Source organism: Nostoc sp. DSM 114161 (assembly GCF_052692665.1).
The window spans coordinates 8,274,783-8,293,094 of record NZ_CP195141.1; the positions used below are offsets into that span (position 1 = coordinate 8,274,783).

11 protein-coding genes are annotated in these 18,312 nt (G+C 40.6%); 3 read left to right on the top strand and 8 right to left on the bottom strand.

Annotation, left to right across the window (positions count from 1 at the left end; all coding sequences use genetic code 11):
* Positions 1 to 34: 34 nt before the first annotated feature.
* Both guaA and NSTC745_RS34665 read left to right on the top strand, forming a co-directional pair.
* A complete protein-coding gene (gene guaA, locus NSTC745_RS34660) occupies positions 35 to 1,657 on the top strand; it encodes a glutamine-hydrolyzing GMP synthase (RefSeq protein ID WP_445635081.1) in 1,623 nt (540 codons plus the stop codon).
* 89 nt (positions 1,658 to 1,746) lie between these two features.
* Positions 1,747 to 2,244, top strand: coding sequence for a DUF29 domain-containing protein (locus tag NSTC745_RS34665; RefSeq protein ID WP_445635082.1), 498 nt, complete (start codon positions 1,747 to 1,749; stop codon positions 2,242 to 2,244).
* A gap of 55 nt (positions 2,245 to 2,299) precedes the next feature.
* Here the strand turns inward: NSTC745_RS34665 and NSTC745_RS34670 are convergent, their stop codons facing one another.
* The 7 genes from NSTC745_RS34670 to NSTC745_RS34700 all read right to left on the bottom strand — a co-directional run bounded on the left by NSTC745_RS34670 (position 2,300) and on the right by NSTC745_RS34700 (position 16,737).
* Positions 2,300 to 3,781, bottom strand: a complete 1,482-nt coding sequence (locus NSTC745_RS34670) for a hybrid sensor histidine kinase/response regulator (RefSeq protein WP_445635083.1) — start codon at positions 3,779 to 3,781, stop codon at positions 2,300 to 2,302.
* Positions 3,782 to 3,832: 51 nt separating this feature from the next.
* Positions 3,833 to 6,700 (bottom strand): response regulator, encoded by a 2,868-nt coding sequence (locus NSTC745_RS34675; protein WP_445635084.1) that lies wholly within the window; start codon positions 6,698 to 6,700, stop codon positions 3,833 to 3,835.
* 11 nt (positions 6,701 to 6,711) lie between these two features.
* On the bottom strand, positions 6,712 to 9,783 hold the full coding sequence (locus NSTC745_RS34680) for a non-ribosomal peptide synthetase family protein (protein ID WP_445635085.1): 3,072 nt from the start codon (positions 9,781 to 9,783) through the stop codon (positions 6,712 to 6,714).
* 771 nt (positions 9,784 to 10,554) lie between these two features.
* On the bottom strand, positions 10,555 to 13,653 hold the full coding sequence (locus NSTC745_RS34685; protein ID WP_445635086.1) for a PAS domain-containing protein: 3,099 nt from the start codon (positions 13,651 to 13,653) through the stop codon (positions 10,555 to 10,557).
* Positions 13,654 to 13,655: 2 nt separating this feature from the next.
* Positions 13,656 to 14,111 carry a response regulator gene (locus tag NSTC745_RS34690; protein ID WP_445635087.1) on the bottom strand — a complete coding sequence of 152 codons (456 nt, stop codon included), beginning with the start codon at positions 14,109 to 14,111 and terminating at the stop codon, positions 13,656 to 13,658.
* A 4-nt stretch (positions 14,112 to 14,115) separates the two neighbouring features.
* Positions 14,116 to 16,377, bottom strand: coding sequence for an ATP-binding protein (locus NSTC745_RS34695; RefSeq protein WP_445635088.1), 2,262 nt, complete (start codon positions 16,375 to 16,377; stop codon positions 14,116 to 14,118).
* A 210-nt stretch (positions 16,378 to 16,587) separates the two neighbouring features.
* A complete protein-coding gene (locus NSTC745_RS34700; RefSeq protein WP_445635089.1) occupies positions 16,588 to 16,737 on the bottom strand; it encodes a hypothetical protein in 150 nt (49 codons plus the stop codon).
* Between the two features lie 41 nt (positions 16,738 to 16,778).
* On the opposite strand from NSTC745_RS34700, the gene NSTC745_RS34705 reads away from it, so the two are divergent.
* Positions 16,779 to 17,183, top strand: a complete 405-nt coding sequence (locus NSTC745_RS34705) for a response regulator (protein ID WP_445635090.1) — start codon at positions 16,779 to 16,781, stop codon at positions 17,181 to 17,183.
* 138 nt (positions 17,184 to 17,321) lie between these two features.
* On the opposite strand, the gene NSTC745_RS34710 is transcribed toward NSTC745_RS34705, so the two are convergent.
* A complete protein-coding gene (locus NSTC745_RS34710; RefSeq protein WP_445635091.1) occupies positions 17,322 to 18,221 on the bottom strand; it encodes a cation diffusion facilitator family transporter in 900 nt (299 codons plus the stop codon).
* Positions 18,222 to 18,312 lie beyond the last annotated feature (91 nt).

The window sequence follows — 18,312 nt, forward strand, 5'->3', positions numbered from 1 at the left end:
AATTTATCCTTCACAGACATACATTCCCCCCGTCATGAATACAGCGGTGTCTCTACCAACAGAACAAGCTCCCGAAACATTAGAAAACTTTGGGCAGCTGAATCGCCAATTGATTCTGATTTTGGACTTCGGCTCCCAATATTCCGAGCTGATTGCCCGTCGCATCCGCGAGACTCAAGTATACTCTGAAGTTTTATCTTATCGCACTAGTTCTGCACATTTGCGCCAACTCAATCCCAAGGGAATCATCCTCTCTGGCGGGCCGAGTTCGGTTTATGGCGATAAAGCTCCCCATTGCGATCCAGAAATCTGGAATTTGGGCATACCCATCTTGGGTGTTTGCTATGGGATGCAGCTGATGGTGAATCAACTTGGTGGAGAAGTGGCAAAGGCCGACCGGGGCGAATACGGCAAAGCATCATTATATATAGACGATCCCACAGATTTGCTCACCAATGTCGAAGATGGTACCACCATGTGGATGAGTCACGGAGACTCAGTTACCCAAATGCCACCGGGGTTTGAATTGCTGGCGCATACAGAAAATACTCCCTGCGCTGCCATTGCCGACCACGAAAGGAAACTTTATGGCGTGCAGTTCCATCCAGAGGTAGTGCATTCAGTTGGTGGTCTAGCATTAATTAGGAATTTTGTCTACCATATCTGCGATTGCGAACCCACTTGGACAACAGCGGCTTTTGTAGAAGAAGCAATTCGGGAAATTCGCGCCAGAGTTGGTGAAAAGCGGGTGTTGTTGGCATTGTCTGGGGGTGTGGATTCTTCGACTTTGGCCTTCTTGCTATATAAAGCCATTGGCGAGCAATTGACTTGTGTGTTTATCGACCAAGGCTTTATGCGGAAGTACGAGCCAGAGCGATTGGTGAAGCTGTTTCAAGAGCAATTTCATATTCCTGTAGAATACGTGAATGCTCGCGATCGCTTTTTAGCTACCATTGCTGGCGTTACAGATCCCGAAGAAAAGCGTCGTCGCATCGGACACGAATTCATTCGCGTATTTGAAGAAACATCCAAACGTCTCGGTCACTTTGATTATCTGGCTCAAGGAACTCTTTATCCAGATGTCATCGAATCTGCTGATACCAACGTCGATCCCCAAACTGGCGAACGGGTAGCGGTGAAAATTAAGAGCCATCACAACGTCGGTGGTTTGCCCAAAGACTTAAGATTTAAATTAGTTGAACCGCTGCGGAAATTATTTAAAGATGAAGTCCGCAAAGTTGGGCGTTCTATTGGTTTACCAGAAGAAATTGTCCAACGCCAACCTTTCCCAGGGCCCGGTTTGGCAATTCGGATTTTAGGTGAAGTCACCGCCGAACGCTTAAATATTTTGCGCGATGCCGATTTAATCGTGCGGCAAGAAATTAACCAACGCGGCTTATATCATAGTTACTGGCAAGCATTTGCTGTATTGCTGCCAATTCGTAGCGTTGGCGTTATGGGAGATCAGCGTACCTACGCTTATCCCATCGTTTTGCGGATTGTCACTAGTGAAGATGGTATGACAGCAGATTGGGCAAGAGTCCCTTACGATGTACTGGAAGTGATTTCCACTCGGATTGTGAATGAAGTCAAAGGCGTGAATCGGGTGGTTTATGACATCACCTCCAAGCCGCCTGGAACCATCGAGTGGGAATAAGTTAGTTTTTGGTAAGGGGAAGATGAGTTTTTCTTTCCCTTTCACTAAATACTAAAATTGGGAAAACATCGCCAGGCTTCGACCCCACTATGCAAACGCCAAAAATAGGGCAAACAGCGAAAAGTGCGAACCAAAATCTCTATGAAGCTGATTTCTATGCCTGGACTCAACAACAAGCTAACTTGTTGCGTCATCACCAATGGAGTCAATTGGATTTGTCAAATTTAATTGAGGAAATTGAGTCCTTGGCTAGAAAAGAACGTCAAGAATTGAGAAATCGCCTCAGTATCTTAATTGGAAATTTGTTGAAGTGGGAATATCAACCAGGACAACGCAGTCGGAGTTGGTTAGCTACAATTCGCGTGCAAAGGCGCGAGACTCTGAACTTGTTAAATGAAAATTTTAGTTTAAAGTCTTATTTAGCAGAATTACTCCAGGAAGCTTATGAAAATGCTAGAGATTTAGCATCCGGAGAAACAAATTTTCCCCTGTCAAATTTTCCGGAACAATGTTTATATTCGTTGGAGAATATTATTAGCGATCGCTTTTATCCAGGCGTATCGGCAAGTCATGAGATGATGGAATAATACCACCACAGATGAGCTTTATTAACACCAAACATATTGAGCTATAAAGCTTGTTTTACTTCCAAATTCTGGCTGCCGAATGGTGTATGTTTTCTGATAGAGGAAATTCGTTGTGTGTTCTCGATTCAAGTAAGTTTGGAGATGGATGCTGCCATTGATAATCGGATAATACTGACTGCCTAAGTGGAATTTGAATTACAAACTCTGTCCCCTTACCTGGATTGGAAATACAGTTCAACGAACCACCGTGTTGTTCGGTGACAATTTGATGGCTAATAGATAACCCTAAACCTGTACCCTTACCAGCAGGTTTAGTTGTAAAGAAAGGATCGAATAACCGTTTTTGAATCTCCTGTACTACTCCTGGGCCATTATCAATAATTTTAATGACAACATATTCTTCTTTGAGAAGATGGGTGTGAATCCAAATAGTCGGGGGGATAAAAGAATCATAAGTGCTTATTACCTCTTCTAAAGCATCAATGGCATTATTGAGGATATTCATAAACACTTGGTTCATTTTTCCTGCATAGCACTCAACTTTCGGTAAATTGCTATATTGTTTTGTGACGTGAATAGTCTGCGCCGATTTTTGATTTAGGCGATGTTCGAGAATTCTCAAAGTACTGTCAATACCTTCATGAATATCTACTTTTTTCAATTCGGCTTCATCATGACGAGAAAAAGTACGAAAAGACTTGACTATTTTACTAATTCTTTCAGCGCCGATTTCCATTGAAGAAAGAAGCTTTGGTAAATCTTCAATTAAGAATTCTAAGTCAATTTCTTTGATTTTTTTCTGAATATCAGCAGTGGAATGAGGAGACTGAACTCGATAAAGCTGTATTAGCTCTATTAAGTTATGGATATAGTAATTAGCATGATGAATATTGGCGTAGATAAAATTGACTGGATTATTAATTTCGTGAGCAACACCAGCTACTAACTGTCCCAAAGTAGCTAACTTTTCTGACTGCACAAGTTGAACTTGAGCTTTTTGTAAAGTGTGCAGAGCTTGTGAAAGTTCTTTAGTTCTTTCTGCTACCCGCTGTTCTAAATCTTGAGTCAGCTGCTGCAAGGCGGCTTCTGCGGCAATACGTTCGTCAATTTCTTGTTTCAGGCGTAGATTTTGTTCCTCTAATGCTGTGGTTACATTTCGCAGTTGTACCTGAACTTGGACGCGAGCTAATACTTCTGCTTGTTGAAACGGCTTAGTAATATAGTCTACAGCACCTAACGACAACCCTTTGACTTTATCTATAGAGTCATTGAGAGCAGTCATAAAAATAATTGGTATATCTTTGGTGTTGGCATTAGCTTTTAATCGCCGACAGGTTTCAAATCCATCAATTCCCGGCATCATCACATCTAACAATATCAATGCTGGTAAATCGTATTCAATTTGTCTGAGGGCACTTTCGCCACTAGTTGCCACTGCAACATCAAATCCCGCATCTGTTAGGGCTTCTGAAAGCACTTCTAAGTTAGTCGGAATATCATCAACAATTAAAATTACATTTGTGTCGGATAGATGCATGATGAACCCTGGTGATTTCTTAAAATGATTTAAAAAGCAAATATTTTAAATTTAGTTTGTTTTGAGAAGCTCTTGAAGAAAATCTTGAATTTTTTCGATTTGAAATTTTTGAGCTAACTGGGAAATTTTTTGAGCGAATTGATTTAATTCCTCATCTTCTTTTGTTAGTTCTTTTAATTCTCGTTGTAAAGCTTTAATCCTCCCTTTTAAAGCAAGTTGATATAACTTAGACAAAACGTCTGGCGATGGAGATTTTAGTTGTCGATCCCCAGACAAAAAATTTGGTTTTTGTTGCCCAATTTCTAAAGTACATAAATCTGCATTTTGGCTTTCAGAGTTTTGATGGAAAATCCATTGTAAATTTAGAGATTTTTGCAGCTTTTCTAGCAAATCAATAGCTTGTACTGGTTTGCTAACGAAGTCATCACCACCTGCATCCAAACTGCTTTGGATATCTGTTTTATATACATTTGCTGATGAAACAATGATTTTCACATATTTTAAATCTGGATGATTTCGCAAACGATTTATCAATTCAAAACCATCCATCACAGGCATTGAAATGTCGGTGATAATTAAATCGGGTTTCAAATCGGCTGCCTTGAGTAAAGCTTCTTGACCATCACCGCATTCTATAACTTCAAATCCCAGAGGTTCCAGCAAATTAGCGACCACCGAACGATTTTCCCAACGGTCATCGGCTATTAATATTTTGCGTTTTTCACCCTGGAAACCAATGATAGTTCCTTGGGAAAAAACTTTAGATTTTTCTGTCCACTCTCTTGCTGCGGGAACCTCTACATCAAAGGCAAAAATACTACCTCTATCTAATTGGCTTTGCACTTCCAAAGTCGCACCCATGATGCCAATAATTTTTTGACTGATAGTTAATCCTAATCCCGTTCCTTGCGATTGTTTTTGAATATCGCCAACCTGCTCAAAAGGTAAAAATATTTTTTTTAATTCTTCATTGGACATACCTACACCAGTATCTTCAACTTGAAAACGAATTCGATAGATTGATGTTTCTTGATGTTCGTTGATATTTAGCTTTTGTTGTTTAACTATAAATTTAACGAAACCGCGATCGGTAAATTTGATAGCATTACCCAATAAGTTAATTAAAACCTGCCGTAACCTTTTTTCATCAGCTTGGATACCTATAGGCAAATGCTCGTCAGCTTCATAGATAAAATCAATACTTTTCTGTTCGGCTTTCATCCGAAAAATTTCTGCAATTCCTTGCAAGAAAGAAGAAAAATGAAAATTATTAGGATAGAGCTCTATCTTTTGAGCTTCGATTTTGGAAATATCAAGAATATCATTAATTAAAGTTAATAAATGCGAGCCACATTGGCTAATAATACTTATACCTTTTTGCTGTTTTTCAGTGAGATTTTTTGAACCTTGAAGAATTTGGGCATAACCTAAAATACCATTGAGAGGTGTGCGTAGTTCGTGGCTCATATTGGCGAGAAATTCGCTTTTGGCTTTACTAGCACCATCAGCTGCTTCTTTGGCTGCTTGCAGTTCGGCTGTGCGTTTAGCTACTCGCAGTTCTAGCTCTTCGTTGTTTTTTTCTAGAGTGGTGAAAGACTCTTGCAACTCTCCAGCCATTTTGTGAAATAAATATGCAAGACGGCCTAATTCATCTTGTCTTGTGACATCTAGTTCAATATTCCAGTTACCAGCAGCAATACTTTCAGTTGCTGCCATTAGCTTAGTTAAAGGAGAAGAAATTTGGCGGCGTAAAATCAAAAACACCACCACAATTTCAATTAACAATGATGTCAAACCCAAAAATATGATGAATTGTACAGTTGCAAATGCTTTTTTTTGCAAAAATGACTTCGGAAAAACAGTCACCAGATACCAATTTGGCCCTTTAAGTTTGGTGACTGCTAAATATTCATCATTCTCTGGGTTATCAACAATAACCTGATACGGATGTTTTCGGGTAACTAATTCAAAAATGTTGCGTAAATGCGAATTTCCAGAATTTGAGATCTCGAATTTGCCTTTTTGGCCTTGAATTTGTTCCATGAGAGCGGGATGAGCTAGCAAACGCCCATCTTCCCGAAAAAGCATGTTGTAAGTACCTTCTAATGCGTCGTTAAGCGTGCGATGCTGCAATTCACCAATCAACATATCGTGTCCAATTGTGGCAACGTGTCTACCGTCCACATCCACAGGTGTGACGCAGGAAGTCATCCAAGCCTTGGCTACTCGGTCGTAATAAATTCCTGTCCAAACAGTTTCGCGTTTTGGATTATGAACTTTGTCGGTAATGTAAAAAGACTCATCATCTGTGACTCGAAAAGATTCATCCTGGGGTGCATTCTCTACCCAAGGATAACTGGGCATGTAGATGGCAATTCCATTTTCTGGAATTTGCATGTATGTATTGACAAAGCGGTTGCGCCATGCAGGGCCGTAAGCGCTCAGTTCGGTGAAATAGGCAATGACGCGTCGCCGGATATCAGAATTTATATTGACGTTCTTGCCAAGAAACACCCCTGGAGATTTTTGAAGATTAAATTTACGCGGACGGTTGCGGGTAGTACCGTCTGCCATTTTGACAAACAATCGGTCAAATTCAACCTTGGGATCTAGATTACTTTGTGCTTCGAGCCTTTCTAAGAGAGCCTGCTTGAGGAGTGCATGATTTTCTTGGGCGAGAAGAAAAATTTTATTTTCTCGTTGTGCCCGCAGCTGGACATATTTTTCAACCGCAGCTAAAGATTCAGCCGTGATTCTGGAAATTAGCTGAAAATAAGCAATACCAGTAGATGCTACGATAACTGCTCCAATGCTAACTGCGGTTTTAATTAGCGTTTTTTGCGTTACCGAAGCTGTGTGCTTAACTTGAGCAGTACTATTTCCTTGAAGCTCTAAACTACTCATCCACTTTCTGCTCATTTTCGCATCCTTTAAATGGCGTGCATATTGGCAATTTTGGCTGCGCTGTGTTTGGAGTCTCCCTGCATATCTAGATTTATGGAATTTCCAGAAAAAACTAAATTTCTCCATTCACTGCTTGAAACAGGAGGTTTTAAGTAACCACTTTCGGTGAAATATGAGAAGTAAGTTTGTAGTAATTCGCTATTTACTGGAGAACAGAAGATAGAATGACGATTTAATTCGTTGAGGGTGTTGTCTGGCTGAAACTCAAATGCTCCTAGTAATTTTTGAATGAGATTATACGTTAAAATGCTTACTAAAGGGGCTAGTGGATTTTCGGAATTGTATTTTGCTTGAAATAATCTGTCATACCAAGCTTCATAAGAAACCTGCTGGAGCGGATAGCCTATACATTCCATCCAGTTCACTAATTGTTTCCACTCAATGGGTTCGGGATTTACAATGTGATAAACTTGCCCGCATATTTTCGGCTGGCGTGAGAGATGAACGATCGCCTGACTCACATAATCCACTGGCACTAGATTTAATAGCGCCTCTACCTCTGGGGCAATACCCATTTGAATGCAGCCATTGATGGCTCTTGCTAAGAAACTTGTGGTTGGGGAAATGCCTGTTTTACTATGTCCCATGATGTTGCTTGGTCGATAGATGGCAACTGGCAAACCTCGATCGCGTGCCATTTTGACTAATTGCTCAGCCATATATTTACTTTGGGCATAACCGCTATGCAATCCTCTACCACAAGCAATGCGATCGCAATTTTCTTCTGTAACTCTTACAATTCCACCATTGCTTGATGTCAAAACATCTACGGTAGAAATGAAATGTACTGGCTTAATTTTGCTCTGGCTGGCTAGGCGTAAAACTTCCTGGGTACCTAAGACATTAATACTTTCTAATGCTGAATAGGGATAGACTAGATTCACAGATGCGCCGCAGTGATAAATAACGTCTATCTTTTCTGCCAGCCGAGAAAATTGTCGTGTTTCTATGCCTAAAAGTGGTTTGCTTAAGTCTCCTAAAATCGGGATGATGCGATCGCTCAAGTCTTCTTGCCAAAGTTGATAATGCTTGAGTCGGCTGATGATTCTGACTCTGGCTTGTTCGATGCTGCTAGCACGAACTAAACAATAAATATCACTTCGACTTTGTTGCAGCAATTCGGCAAGCAAAAAAGTGCCTAAAAATCCCGTAGCACCTGTTAAGAAAATATCTAGTACGGGTTCGGCTAAAGTGTTTTGTGGGTGAATGGAGGAGTCTAGTAATATTTTTGTGTTGAGAAACTTACTAGGCAGAGTCAGACTTTGATTTTGACGGAGAGTTTCAATAGTTTGGGCGATACCTGCAACAGTTGGCGTCTGTAAGAAATTTTCTAAGGTGATATTTAATTGAAATACTTCCTGCAATTCGGCAATCAGTTGAATAGTTTGTAACGAGTGTCCTCCCAATTCATCAAAATTGTCATAAATACCAACTGGCTCTATTCCTAGCAGCTGACTCCAAATTTCAGTTAGTTGTTTTTCTAATGGAGTACGAGGTGGGATGTAATTTTTTTGCTGTGTCTGGAAGTATTTAGGGATGGGTAGGGCACGGCGATCGATCTTGCCGTTGGTAGTCATGGGCAACTCATCGAGCAAAACAAATGCTGAAGGTATCATGTACTGGGGTAACTTCTGATGCAGAAAACTACGCAGAGTTTTGGGAGTGATTTTTCGTAGGCGATCGCTAGCAGAATTTGGCACCACATAAGCGACTAAGCGCTTGTTATCTGGCACATCTTCGCGGACAACAACAGCTACCTCGCGGATTGCTGGGTGTTCGCTCAAACGCGCCTCAATTTCTAACAGTTCAATCCGAAAACCACGAATTTTGACTTGGCGATCGATGCGGCCTAAAAACTTGAGGTTTCCATTAGGTAAATAAACTGCAAGGTCTCCTGTTTTATAAAGTCGCGACCCTGGGCGATCGCTAAAAGTATTAACAATAAATTTTTCATTTGTTAATTCTGGAGAGTTGAGATAGCCACGGGCTAAACCTGCTCCACTAATATAAATTTCTCCTTCAGACCCATCAGGTACAGGATTCAGTCGAGAGTCAAGTAAGTAGATTTGGGTGTTGGCAATTGGACGACCAATTGATGGAATTTCTTTCGCTCCTTTCTTAATTAAGGCAACAGTAGAATAAGTAGTATCTTCTGTGGGGCCGTAAAGATTGAAAACTTGTTGAATGTGTTCTAGTTGATAAAGTTGCTGGACTAAAGTATTTTGTAACGGTTCGCCTGCTAAGTTAATAACGTTCACCGATGCGGGAATACCGTTGATTCGCAGTAATGCAGAAATCGCTGAAGGCACGGTGTTAATTAAAGTTACTTGCGATGCGGCTGGCAAATTTGGTAACTCTAAAGCATCTTGAGCCAGAATTACTTTGCCACCACAACTGAGAGTGACAAATAATTCAAAAACCGATAGATCGAAACATAATGATGTCGAACATAGTACTCCTGTTAATTGTTCGGGAGTAAAAAATTTTCTTGCCCACTCAATTAAGGCAACTGTATTGCGATGTTCGAGTATTACGCCTTTAGGTGTGCCTGTAGAACCAGATGTGTAGATCGCATAAGCAAGATTGTCCGGTTGGACTTCAGAAATTGGGTTATCTACAGATTGTTGGGCTATTTTTTGACGATCGCTATCTATACAGATAGTATGAGCTATGTGTTGAGGAATTGATTTTAGTAAATGCTGTTGGGTTAATAAGATGGAAATTTGAGTATTTTCGACAATGAAACCTAAACGCTCTTTGGGATAAATAGGGTCAAGGGGAACATAGCCGCCACCGGCTTTCAGAATGCCTAGTAGGGCGATGGCCATATCTAGCGATCGCTCTACACACACCCCAACTAAAACTTCTGGTTTAACTCCTAGTTTCTGCAAGTAATGTGCTACTTGGTTGGCTTTTTGGTTAAGTTCTTCATAGGTTAGTTGCTGATTTTGATAAATAACAGCAATAGCTTGAGGAGAAATTTTAACTTGATTTTCTACTAATTTATGAATTAAATTTAGGTCTAGTTTTTCGATCATTTTTTGGAAAGATTTTACGGAAATTGTCAAAATATTTAAAGTTGTAATTACTAGTTTTTTAATTCATTCTGATGACTGCTTTCAAGCTAGCTATATATTTAACTAATCTCACTTGACAAGCATTTGCCAAAATAGATTTAATTAATAAAAGCCTCATTAATCAACCTTGAATTTTGGCAAATACATACTAGCGCTACAAGATTGCAGGCAACGGAATTGAACATCCAAATCATTATCGCTGGTAAAATTTACTGGATAACAGAGTGAGATTACTAGACAGATAAATAATTGTTTTTTGAGACCATATTTTAGGTCTTTTAAGTATTTTTCGTCATATATTGGCTGATTTATTTGAAGCTAAAGCAAAGTAAAACTTTGTATTTTTTTAAGGAAAGATGATAAAAGCTATTGAAGATGCTAAATATTTTAATTTGATGAAATTGTCTAAATATATATAATTTTTTTACACGAGATATTTATTGAAAAATTTATAATTTCTGGGTTTTATCAAGACTCTACATACAACTCGGTCTTAGCCTCTGAATTCTACTCCCAAAAGTTCATAAAAATTATTAAACTGATTAAGTTATATTGATTTTGTGCGAATATTTATCAATAAAATAACGAATTTACTTTGTTTGGGGAGTTGACTAATTACAAGCTTTTTTGATAATCTGATTTTCTTGGTTACTATTGGCTACCGCTATAACTATTTTGATTTTTAGGGATTTATTTGATTTTTAGGGATTTAAAGGTATTAATTTTTAATTTTTATAACGGAAGCTTAATGGAAAAGGTAGCTCCTTGTCCAATGCCAGGACTAGAAACTTGAATAGAGCCGCCATGTAATTCTACGAGATGACGGGCGATCGCCAAACCCAATCCCAAGCCACCTTGTTTGTGAGTGGAATGTCCTTGATGATAGCGTTCAAAAACGTAGGGCAGAAACTCTGGGCTGATGCCGATACCTGTATCCCTGACTGTGATTTCGGCATGAGAGTCATTGCGAAACAAACTAATTTCTACTTGTCCGCCTGAGGGGGTGAATTTAATGGCGTTGGCGAGTAAATTGGCGAGAATTTGCAGCAAACGATTGATATCGCCGGAAATTGTCGGAATTGACCTGTCAATTATGGATTCTAAGCGAATATTTTTGGCATTTGCGGATGGATAAGCAGTTTCAATTGCTGCACCGACGATTACTCCCAGATTAACTTGGCTGACCTCAAGTTGTAGCTTACCTTGGAGGATGCGAGAGATATTGAGCAAATCTTCGAGGAGTTTTTCTTGAGATCTGGCATTGCGTTCGATGGTTTCCAGAGCTTTAACGAGGTTGGCTTCATCGAATTTGCGAGTCCGCAGGAGTTGTACCCAGCCGAGAATGGCATGAAGTGGAGAGCGCAGGTCATGGGAAACGATTGCGACAAACTCATCTTTAGCGCGGTTAGCAGCTTCAGCTTGGGCGCGGGCGGCTTGCTCTAGTTGCAAAAGTTGGTTGCGTTCGGCTTCTAAGTGTTTGCGATCGTCAATATCCGTACTCGTGCCAAACCACTTGATGATACTTCCTTGTTCGTTTTTGATGGGCACACCTCTTACTAAATGCCAGGAACAGCTACCATCGCGTTTTTGATAGCGGATTTCCTGTTGGTAAAGTTCGCCTGTTTGCAAGGCTTGAGTCCATGCTTCCATAGCTGCATCGATGTCGTCTGGATGGATAACTTTTTTCCAGCCAAACCCCATCGCATCTTCGACTCGTTGCCCAGTAAATTCATACCAGCGATCGTTGACATGTTCGCATTCGCCCCGATGGTTGCAAATCCAGACGAGCTGTGGCATGGCATTGGATAAGTAGCGGTAGCTTTCTTCACTTTGGCGCAGTGCTATTTCAGTGCGTTTGCGTTGGGTGAGGTCGAGAACGAAACAGACGCTATAACCGTTGTCCTTTGTGCTTTCTATCCGGGCAATTCCTAGTAAAACTGGAATTGGAGTACCATTTTTGTGAAGATATTCCTTCTCAAAAGGAGTGCAAACGCCAGAGACTTGCAGTTCTTGAATTTTTTGGAGATCGAGGGTTTGATATTCTGGAGGTGTCATGGAACCCCAGTTGATGATTCCGGCTGCCAAATCTTCGCGGGTGTAACCGAAGGTTTCTAAGAAAGCGTCATTTGCTTCATAAACTACACCGTTGAAGTCACCGAAATAAATACCAACTATATTAGATTCGACAATGCGACGGAACTTAGCTTCACTTTCTTGCAAAGCGACTTCGGCACGTTTGCGTTGCGTAGCTTGCTGATAGGCATCGCTAATATCTGTCGTACTACCCACTGCCCTAATTACTCGGCCGTTAGCATCTCGTGTAATCACCCCGCGATCGAGCACATATCGATATTCCCGATCTTTGTGTCGTGCCCGATATTCAACGCTGTAGTGATTTTGATTGGTAGAGATGATACTGTGGAACTGAGCCATTAAACGCTCTCTATCTTCTGGATGAATTTGCTCTTTCCACCATTGATGGGTTGTTGGTACTTCCTTTAAGGAGTAACCCAAAATTTTAGTTAGTCCTTCAGTTCTCTCAATTCTGTCGTTTTCCACATCCCAGTCATAAATTAGGCAATTAACCGCCGCAGCTGCTAGTTGGAAACGTTCGTTGCTCAAACGTAACTGTTCCTCGGTTTGCTTGCGTTCTGTGATGTCAAAGGTTGTACCGATGATTTGGTGCGGGGAACCGTCAGCATTTGTAGTGAATATCGTATCTCTACTACAAAACCAGCGCCATTCTCCATTGGCGTGTCGCATCCGATATTCATTTTCTACGATGTTATTATCTTCGGTTGAGCCAAGTTCTTGGAATACACTAGCAAATCGAGCTAAATCCTCAGGATGCATCAGCGTGGGTAAGAACTGCGTTCCCATTTGTTGAATTTGCTCTGGGGTATACCCAAGCAATTTACTAACCTGGCTATTAACATAGACACTCTGCTGTTTCACTAAGTCGTAAACATACAAGATTCCGGGAGTAGTTTCGGCAATGCGTTCGATGAACTGCTGACTTGAGCGCAATCGTTGTTGTGCTTGGTATTTATCAGTGACATCCCGCCAGGAAGCAACAAATCCATCTCCCATTTTGGTGATGCGAATATCGATGGTTTTGGTTAGCAGCTGGTTGCGATGGAAATTTGAAGTGTAGATGAGCGATTCTTTCGCCAAAGGATTACCCGTTTCTACAACTTGACAACAGTCATCAAACAAGTCACTTGCTCGAAAATACGGCAGAACTTCGCACAGTCCTTTGCCTAGCTGTTCCTCCTTATCTATTTGGGTAAATTCACAAGCTGCGGCATTTACATAATCGACACAGAAATCAAGTATTTCACCCGTATCGTTACGAATGGCCGAGCAAATGCCAAAACAGTCGAGCATATTTTCCACTGACGTGCGAAAACGTTCTTCGCTGCATTGTAGTTGCTGGCGTAACTGAGTGTTTTTAATTGCTGAGTAGATAGTAGAACGCAAACGTTCTGCTGTTGTCTGTCCCTTGATGAGATAATCCTGGACACCGCTTTTCATCGCCTGGACAGCTACAGACTCGTTGCCATATCCTGTTAACATAATTACAGCTGGCATAGTTGCCTTTGACTGCTGCTGTAATTCTGCCAGAAATTCCAGTCCATCCATATCTGGCAGCATAAAGTCTAGTAAGATGCCCTCAGGCTGGAACTGTTGGTATAATGCCAAGGCTTCTTCTCCCAATTCTGCTTCGAGAATTGTGTAGCTGTGTTCTTGGTCTTGCAAGAGATAGCGACGATAAACCTGTCGGTCTTCAGGAGAATCATCGATGATTAGAACAGTTAGCGGTTGCACCATGACTACTTGCTAACGGTATCGGGGAGAATGACGATATCTAACCAATAAGTTATGAAACTTTGAATAGTTTGTACCAATCTGTTGATGTCGATTGGTTTTAAAATATAACTAGCAATGCAATATCGATAGCATACTTCAATATCTTTGGGGTTGGAAGAGGTGGTAAACACAACCACTGGAATATTTTTGAGGTCTCGATCCTGCTTGATTTGCTCTAGAACTTCTCGCCCATCGGTTCCTGGTAAATTCAGGTCGAGCAAAATAATTGACGGACAAGGAAACTTCTGAGAATCAGTGTAAGCGCCTGTGTGGTAGAGAAAATCCAAGGCCTCATCGCCATCAGTGCAGCGAAAGATCGGATTAATCACAGCTTGTCGGCGCATAATTCGACATAGCGCTTCAAAGTCTTCATCGCTGTCTTCAATCACCAGCAAAGGTTGGACGGTTTTGCCAATCATGAATTCAGTCTCCTGGTTGTAACGTGAAATAAAATGTACTACCTTCGCCGTAGGCTGACTCCACCCAGATTTTACCGCCATGTCGCTCCACAATTTTTTTTGTGATGGTCAATCCCGCCCCTGTACCACCACCATATTTGCTTGGCCCGTGTAGCCGTTTGAAGATGCGGAAAATTGCCTCAAAGTGTTTTTCTCGAATGCCAATGCCGTTATCTCGGACGTAGAATGTCACTGGTGCGGGTGAAGCGGCTTCGATGTAGCCAATTTCAATAGATTTTTCGGGTTTGTCGTTGTATTTAATGGCGTTGGCAATCAGATTATTGAAGACTTCGCCTACTTGGACGCGATCGCAATACACTGTTGGTAACGATCTAGGAATCCGAATTTCTACCCCCATCTCCTCAATTCGGGCACTCAACAAATCTAAATTTCGTTTTACAACAGTATTAATATCAGTCTGCTGCATAGAAAGATCCACCCTTCCCAAGCGGGAAAAATGTAGCAGCGAATCGATTAAATCTTCCATGCGCTGAGTCAAACGAATCAGAGTTCTTAACTTTTCCTTGCCTTCTTCGTTGAGGATTTCGCCGTAGTCTTCAATTAGGAAATTAGAATAATTATGAATACCGCGCAGTGGTTCTTTCAAATCATGGGAAGCAATGTAGGCAAAGGCATCCAATTCGTTATTACTGCGTTCTAGTTCAATATTTAGCTGCGCTAATTCATCTGCTTTTCGCAACACCACACCAATAATAGCGCTCCTCAACTCCAGCGCTGCATTCACCTCACAACCTTTCCAACTCAAAGATTTGAAACGCACCGTTTCTTTCCATAAATCAAAGGATTTCCGCGGCGATAAACGCAAACTATCGCTTCCATTTACTTCCACGGGTTTATGTGGGTTACCTCCCCAATTGACAGTCCGTACTACCTCTGGGCGAAACCACAAAACATAGTTTTTCTGAACTTTGGAAAATGAAAGTACCATCAAGCCACTAGCTACATCCCGGAATTTTTCTGCCTCTGGATAAATTTTTGATAGCGAATCAGTGTAAAAAACTTCTTCCTGAACGTTTTGAGAAATCCATTCAATTAAATTTTGAATATCTGCTTTTTCGGGAGTGTTGCCAAGTGCAAAATAATCTTTTTCAAAATATACCACTGCTCCTTGAGCATTGACAAGATTTAGTAGATTCGGTTGATGCTGAATTAAACCTTCAATAAAGTTATTTTCTGCCGACATATACTCTACTAATTTGCTATGAACTGATTTTAACTGAATTTTAGATTCGCTATCTTCGCTATCCTCTTTTGCACTCAGTTCTACAGATGTAATTTGTCCTAAAAACTCACAGGCATTACGAATTTCATATGGAACATATTTAGGCGATTGATGATGGCAAGCAATTAACCCCCATAATTTTTGATTTTTGATAATCGAAATTGACATTGATGCCGTTACGCCCATATTATGCATATATTCAATATGTAAAGGCGAAACACTCCGCAATACCGACTTACTTAAATCTAAAGGCTGCCCAGTCAAAGGATTATTTTTAGGCAAAATTGCTGCTGGTTGATAGTCAGCATTCGGTATTAGCCGCAACCAATTTTGGCTGTAGAGTTGCCTAGCTTGTACGGGAATATCGGAAGCTGGATAGTGTAAGCCCAAATAAGATGTCAGATATTCTGGCTTTTCTTCGGCAATTACAACGCCATTCCAATCTTCATCAAAACGATAAACCATCACTCGTTCAAAGCCAGTTATTTTTTTTACTTCTTGGGCAAGAATTTGGCTGAGTTCTATAACGCTTGATGCCACCTGTAATTTAGATATAGCTTGTTTAACTAAATGGTAAAATTTAAAAAATCCATTATTTTTTTCTAAAAATGTCGGTTCTAATTCGAGAATTAAATTTTGATTTACGCGATGAATAATCGCATCATAATGTAAATTTTCAATTCCAGATTTTATGGCAATTTCTAGAGGATTCACAAGTTGTAAATCATCTTGAGATAAACAATCTTTCAAAAAAATGATTTGCTCGGATTCCAAAAAAATACTTAAAGATTGATTTAGTAATTGTTCTGGGTTTATGCCAATTAAAGAATAAGTATTATTGCTGCACTGGAGGATAGTTAGCTCTGGTTCTTTTAATGCCAAAAGAACTCCATGAGGTTGAATATAACCAGGAATATGAATTGGCTCTCGATCGCAGTTACTAAGGTCAACTTCAAAGGGAGTGCTAATATCGTTAGTGTTCACGTTTTAGTACCAATGGATAACTAATGTCCGAGCAATCTACCTCAGCCTCAAAATAGTCTCGAATTTAGTTGTCAAATTTTTGATTTAATCTATCTAAAAAACTACAACTGACATCGATCCCCAATTTGTTGGCAGCAGATTTTTTCATGAAACTGTAACCGATCGAAATGAAATCTATTTACGTAAATTAATTTACATATCTAGGAAATTTCATCTAGACAAGAACAATGATGCCAGAGAAAAAATAGCTATCAATTGAATAATAACTAAAAGACTTGAGCTATTTCCTAGAAAAATCAGCGCGATCGCAGTAAAATGACCAATGATGTGACCGCTGAGAAAGTCAAACAAGTAGGTCATTAGCAATTAAATTTTATTTTATCAACGTTAATGGAAATGTTATGGAACCTCCTCTCCCTCTTGCTGGCTTAAACATCCTCGTAGTTGATGATGATGAGGATAGCCGCTTCTACGTTACAACTGTATTGGAGGCAGATGGAGCATCCGTCACAGCAGTTGCATCGGCCGCCGCCGCATTAAAAGTACTACCCGAATTGCAGCCTGATATCTTGATATGTGATATTGCTATGCCTAATGAAGATGGTTATACCCTCATCCGCAAAATACGAACGCTGCAACCAGATATTTATGGCAAACTTCCTGCCATCGCTTTAACTGCCTATGGCGATCGCGAGTACCGTACCATTGCCCTAGAAGCAGGCTTTCAGATGCATGTATCTAAGCCAGTCGATCCAGGCGAACTAGTAGCGATTGTGGCAAACCTAGTTAATTCTTATAATAAATAATACAAAAAATTGGTCATTTGTCATTTGTCATTTGTCATTTGTCATTAATTGCTAGGCATTTATTGTTTCTTCCCCTGCCTCCCCTGCCTCCCCTGCCCCCCCCTGCCCCCCTGCCTCTCCACACTCCCCCCATCTCCCTCATCTGTTCGTCTCAAAGCTAATTTGCTCGGACTTGTATGCCGGTGGCTCCACGTGAATTAAAATTCTCACTGGACGAAACCGTTCTTCTAATCGGCTTTCTACTTCCTCGGTGATTTGGTGGGCAGTTTGTACATCTGGGGCGTCTACAATTAAATGCATTTCAACGAACACTTGACGACCGAGAACACCGCGAGAAGCGATATCATGGCAGTTGATTACACCAGGGACAGAAGTAGCGATCGCATGAATTACTTCTGGTGCGATGGCCATTTGGTCTACCAACCAAGGTAAATTTTCTTTTAAAACTGACCACCCGCTCCAAAATACCAACAAAGCCACAGGAAAAGCTAACACCACATCCATCCATTGATAACCCAGCCAAACTCCGATCAAGCCGCCAATTACAGAAATTGTCACCCAAATATCGCTCATGGTATGTGTAGCATCCGCGATGAGAATCGGGCTACCTACCCGCCTACCCACACCACGTTCGTAAAACGCGACAAAAATATTTACACCCAACACAATTAGTAATAACCACAACTCAGGTGGCGATATTTTCACGGGTTCGCCACCCTTGAGAATTCGCTCAATTGCTCCTTGGAGAATTTCAAAACAGGCTATTCCTAAAAAGGCCGCAATTCCTAATGCTCCCACTGCTTCAAACTTGCTGTGTCCGTAAGGATGTTCGCGATCGGGTTGGGGAGAAGAAAATTTACTTGCAATTAATCCTAAAACATTGTTGGCACTATCGGTCACACTATGCAAAGCATCAGCTAATAAACTCAAAGAACCTGTCCACGAACCAACTATTGCTTTTAATCCCATGACAAACAGGTTGAGTATTAGGGTAATAATTAAAACCTTTCGCACTTCGGCACGGTTATCGACAGTCATAGATTATTTATCACATGAAGTTCTATGACTTCTAATGTAAAACTCAAAACATCAATAAATACAAATAAAATGTATCAAAGTCTTACACAAA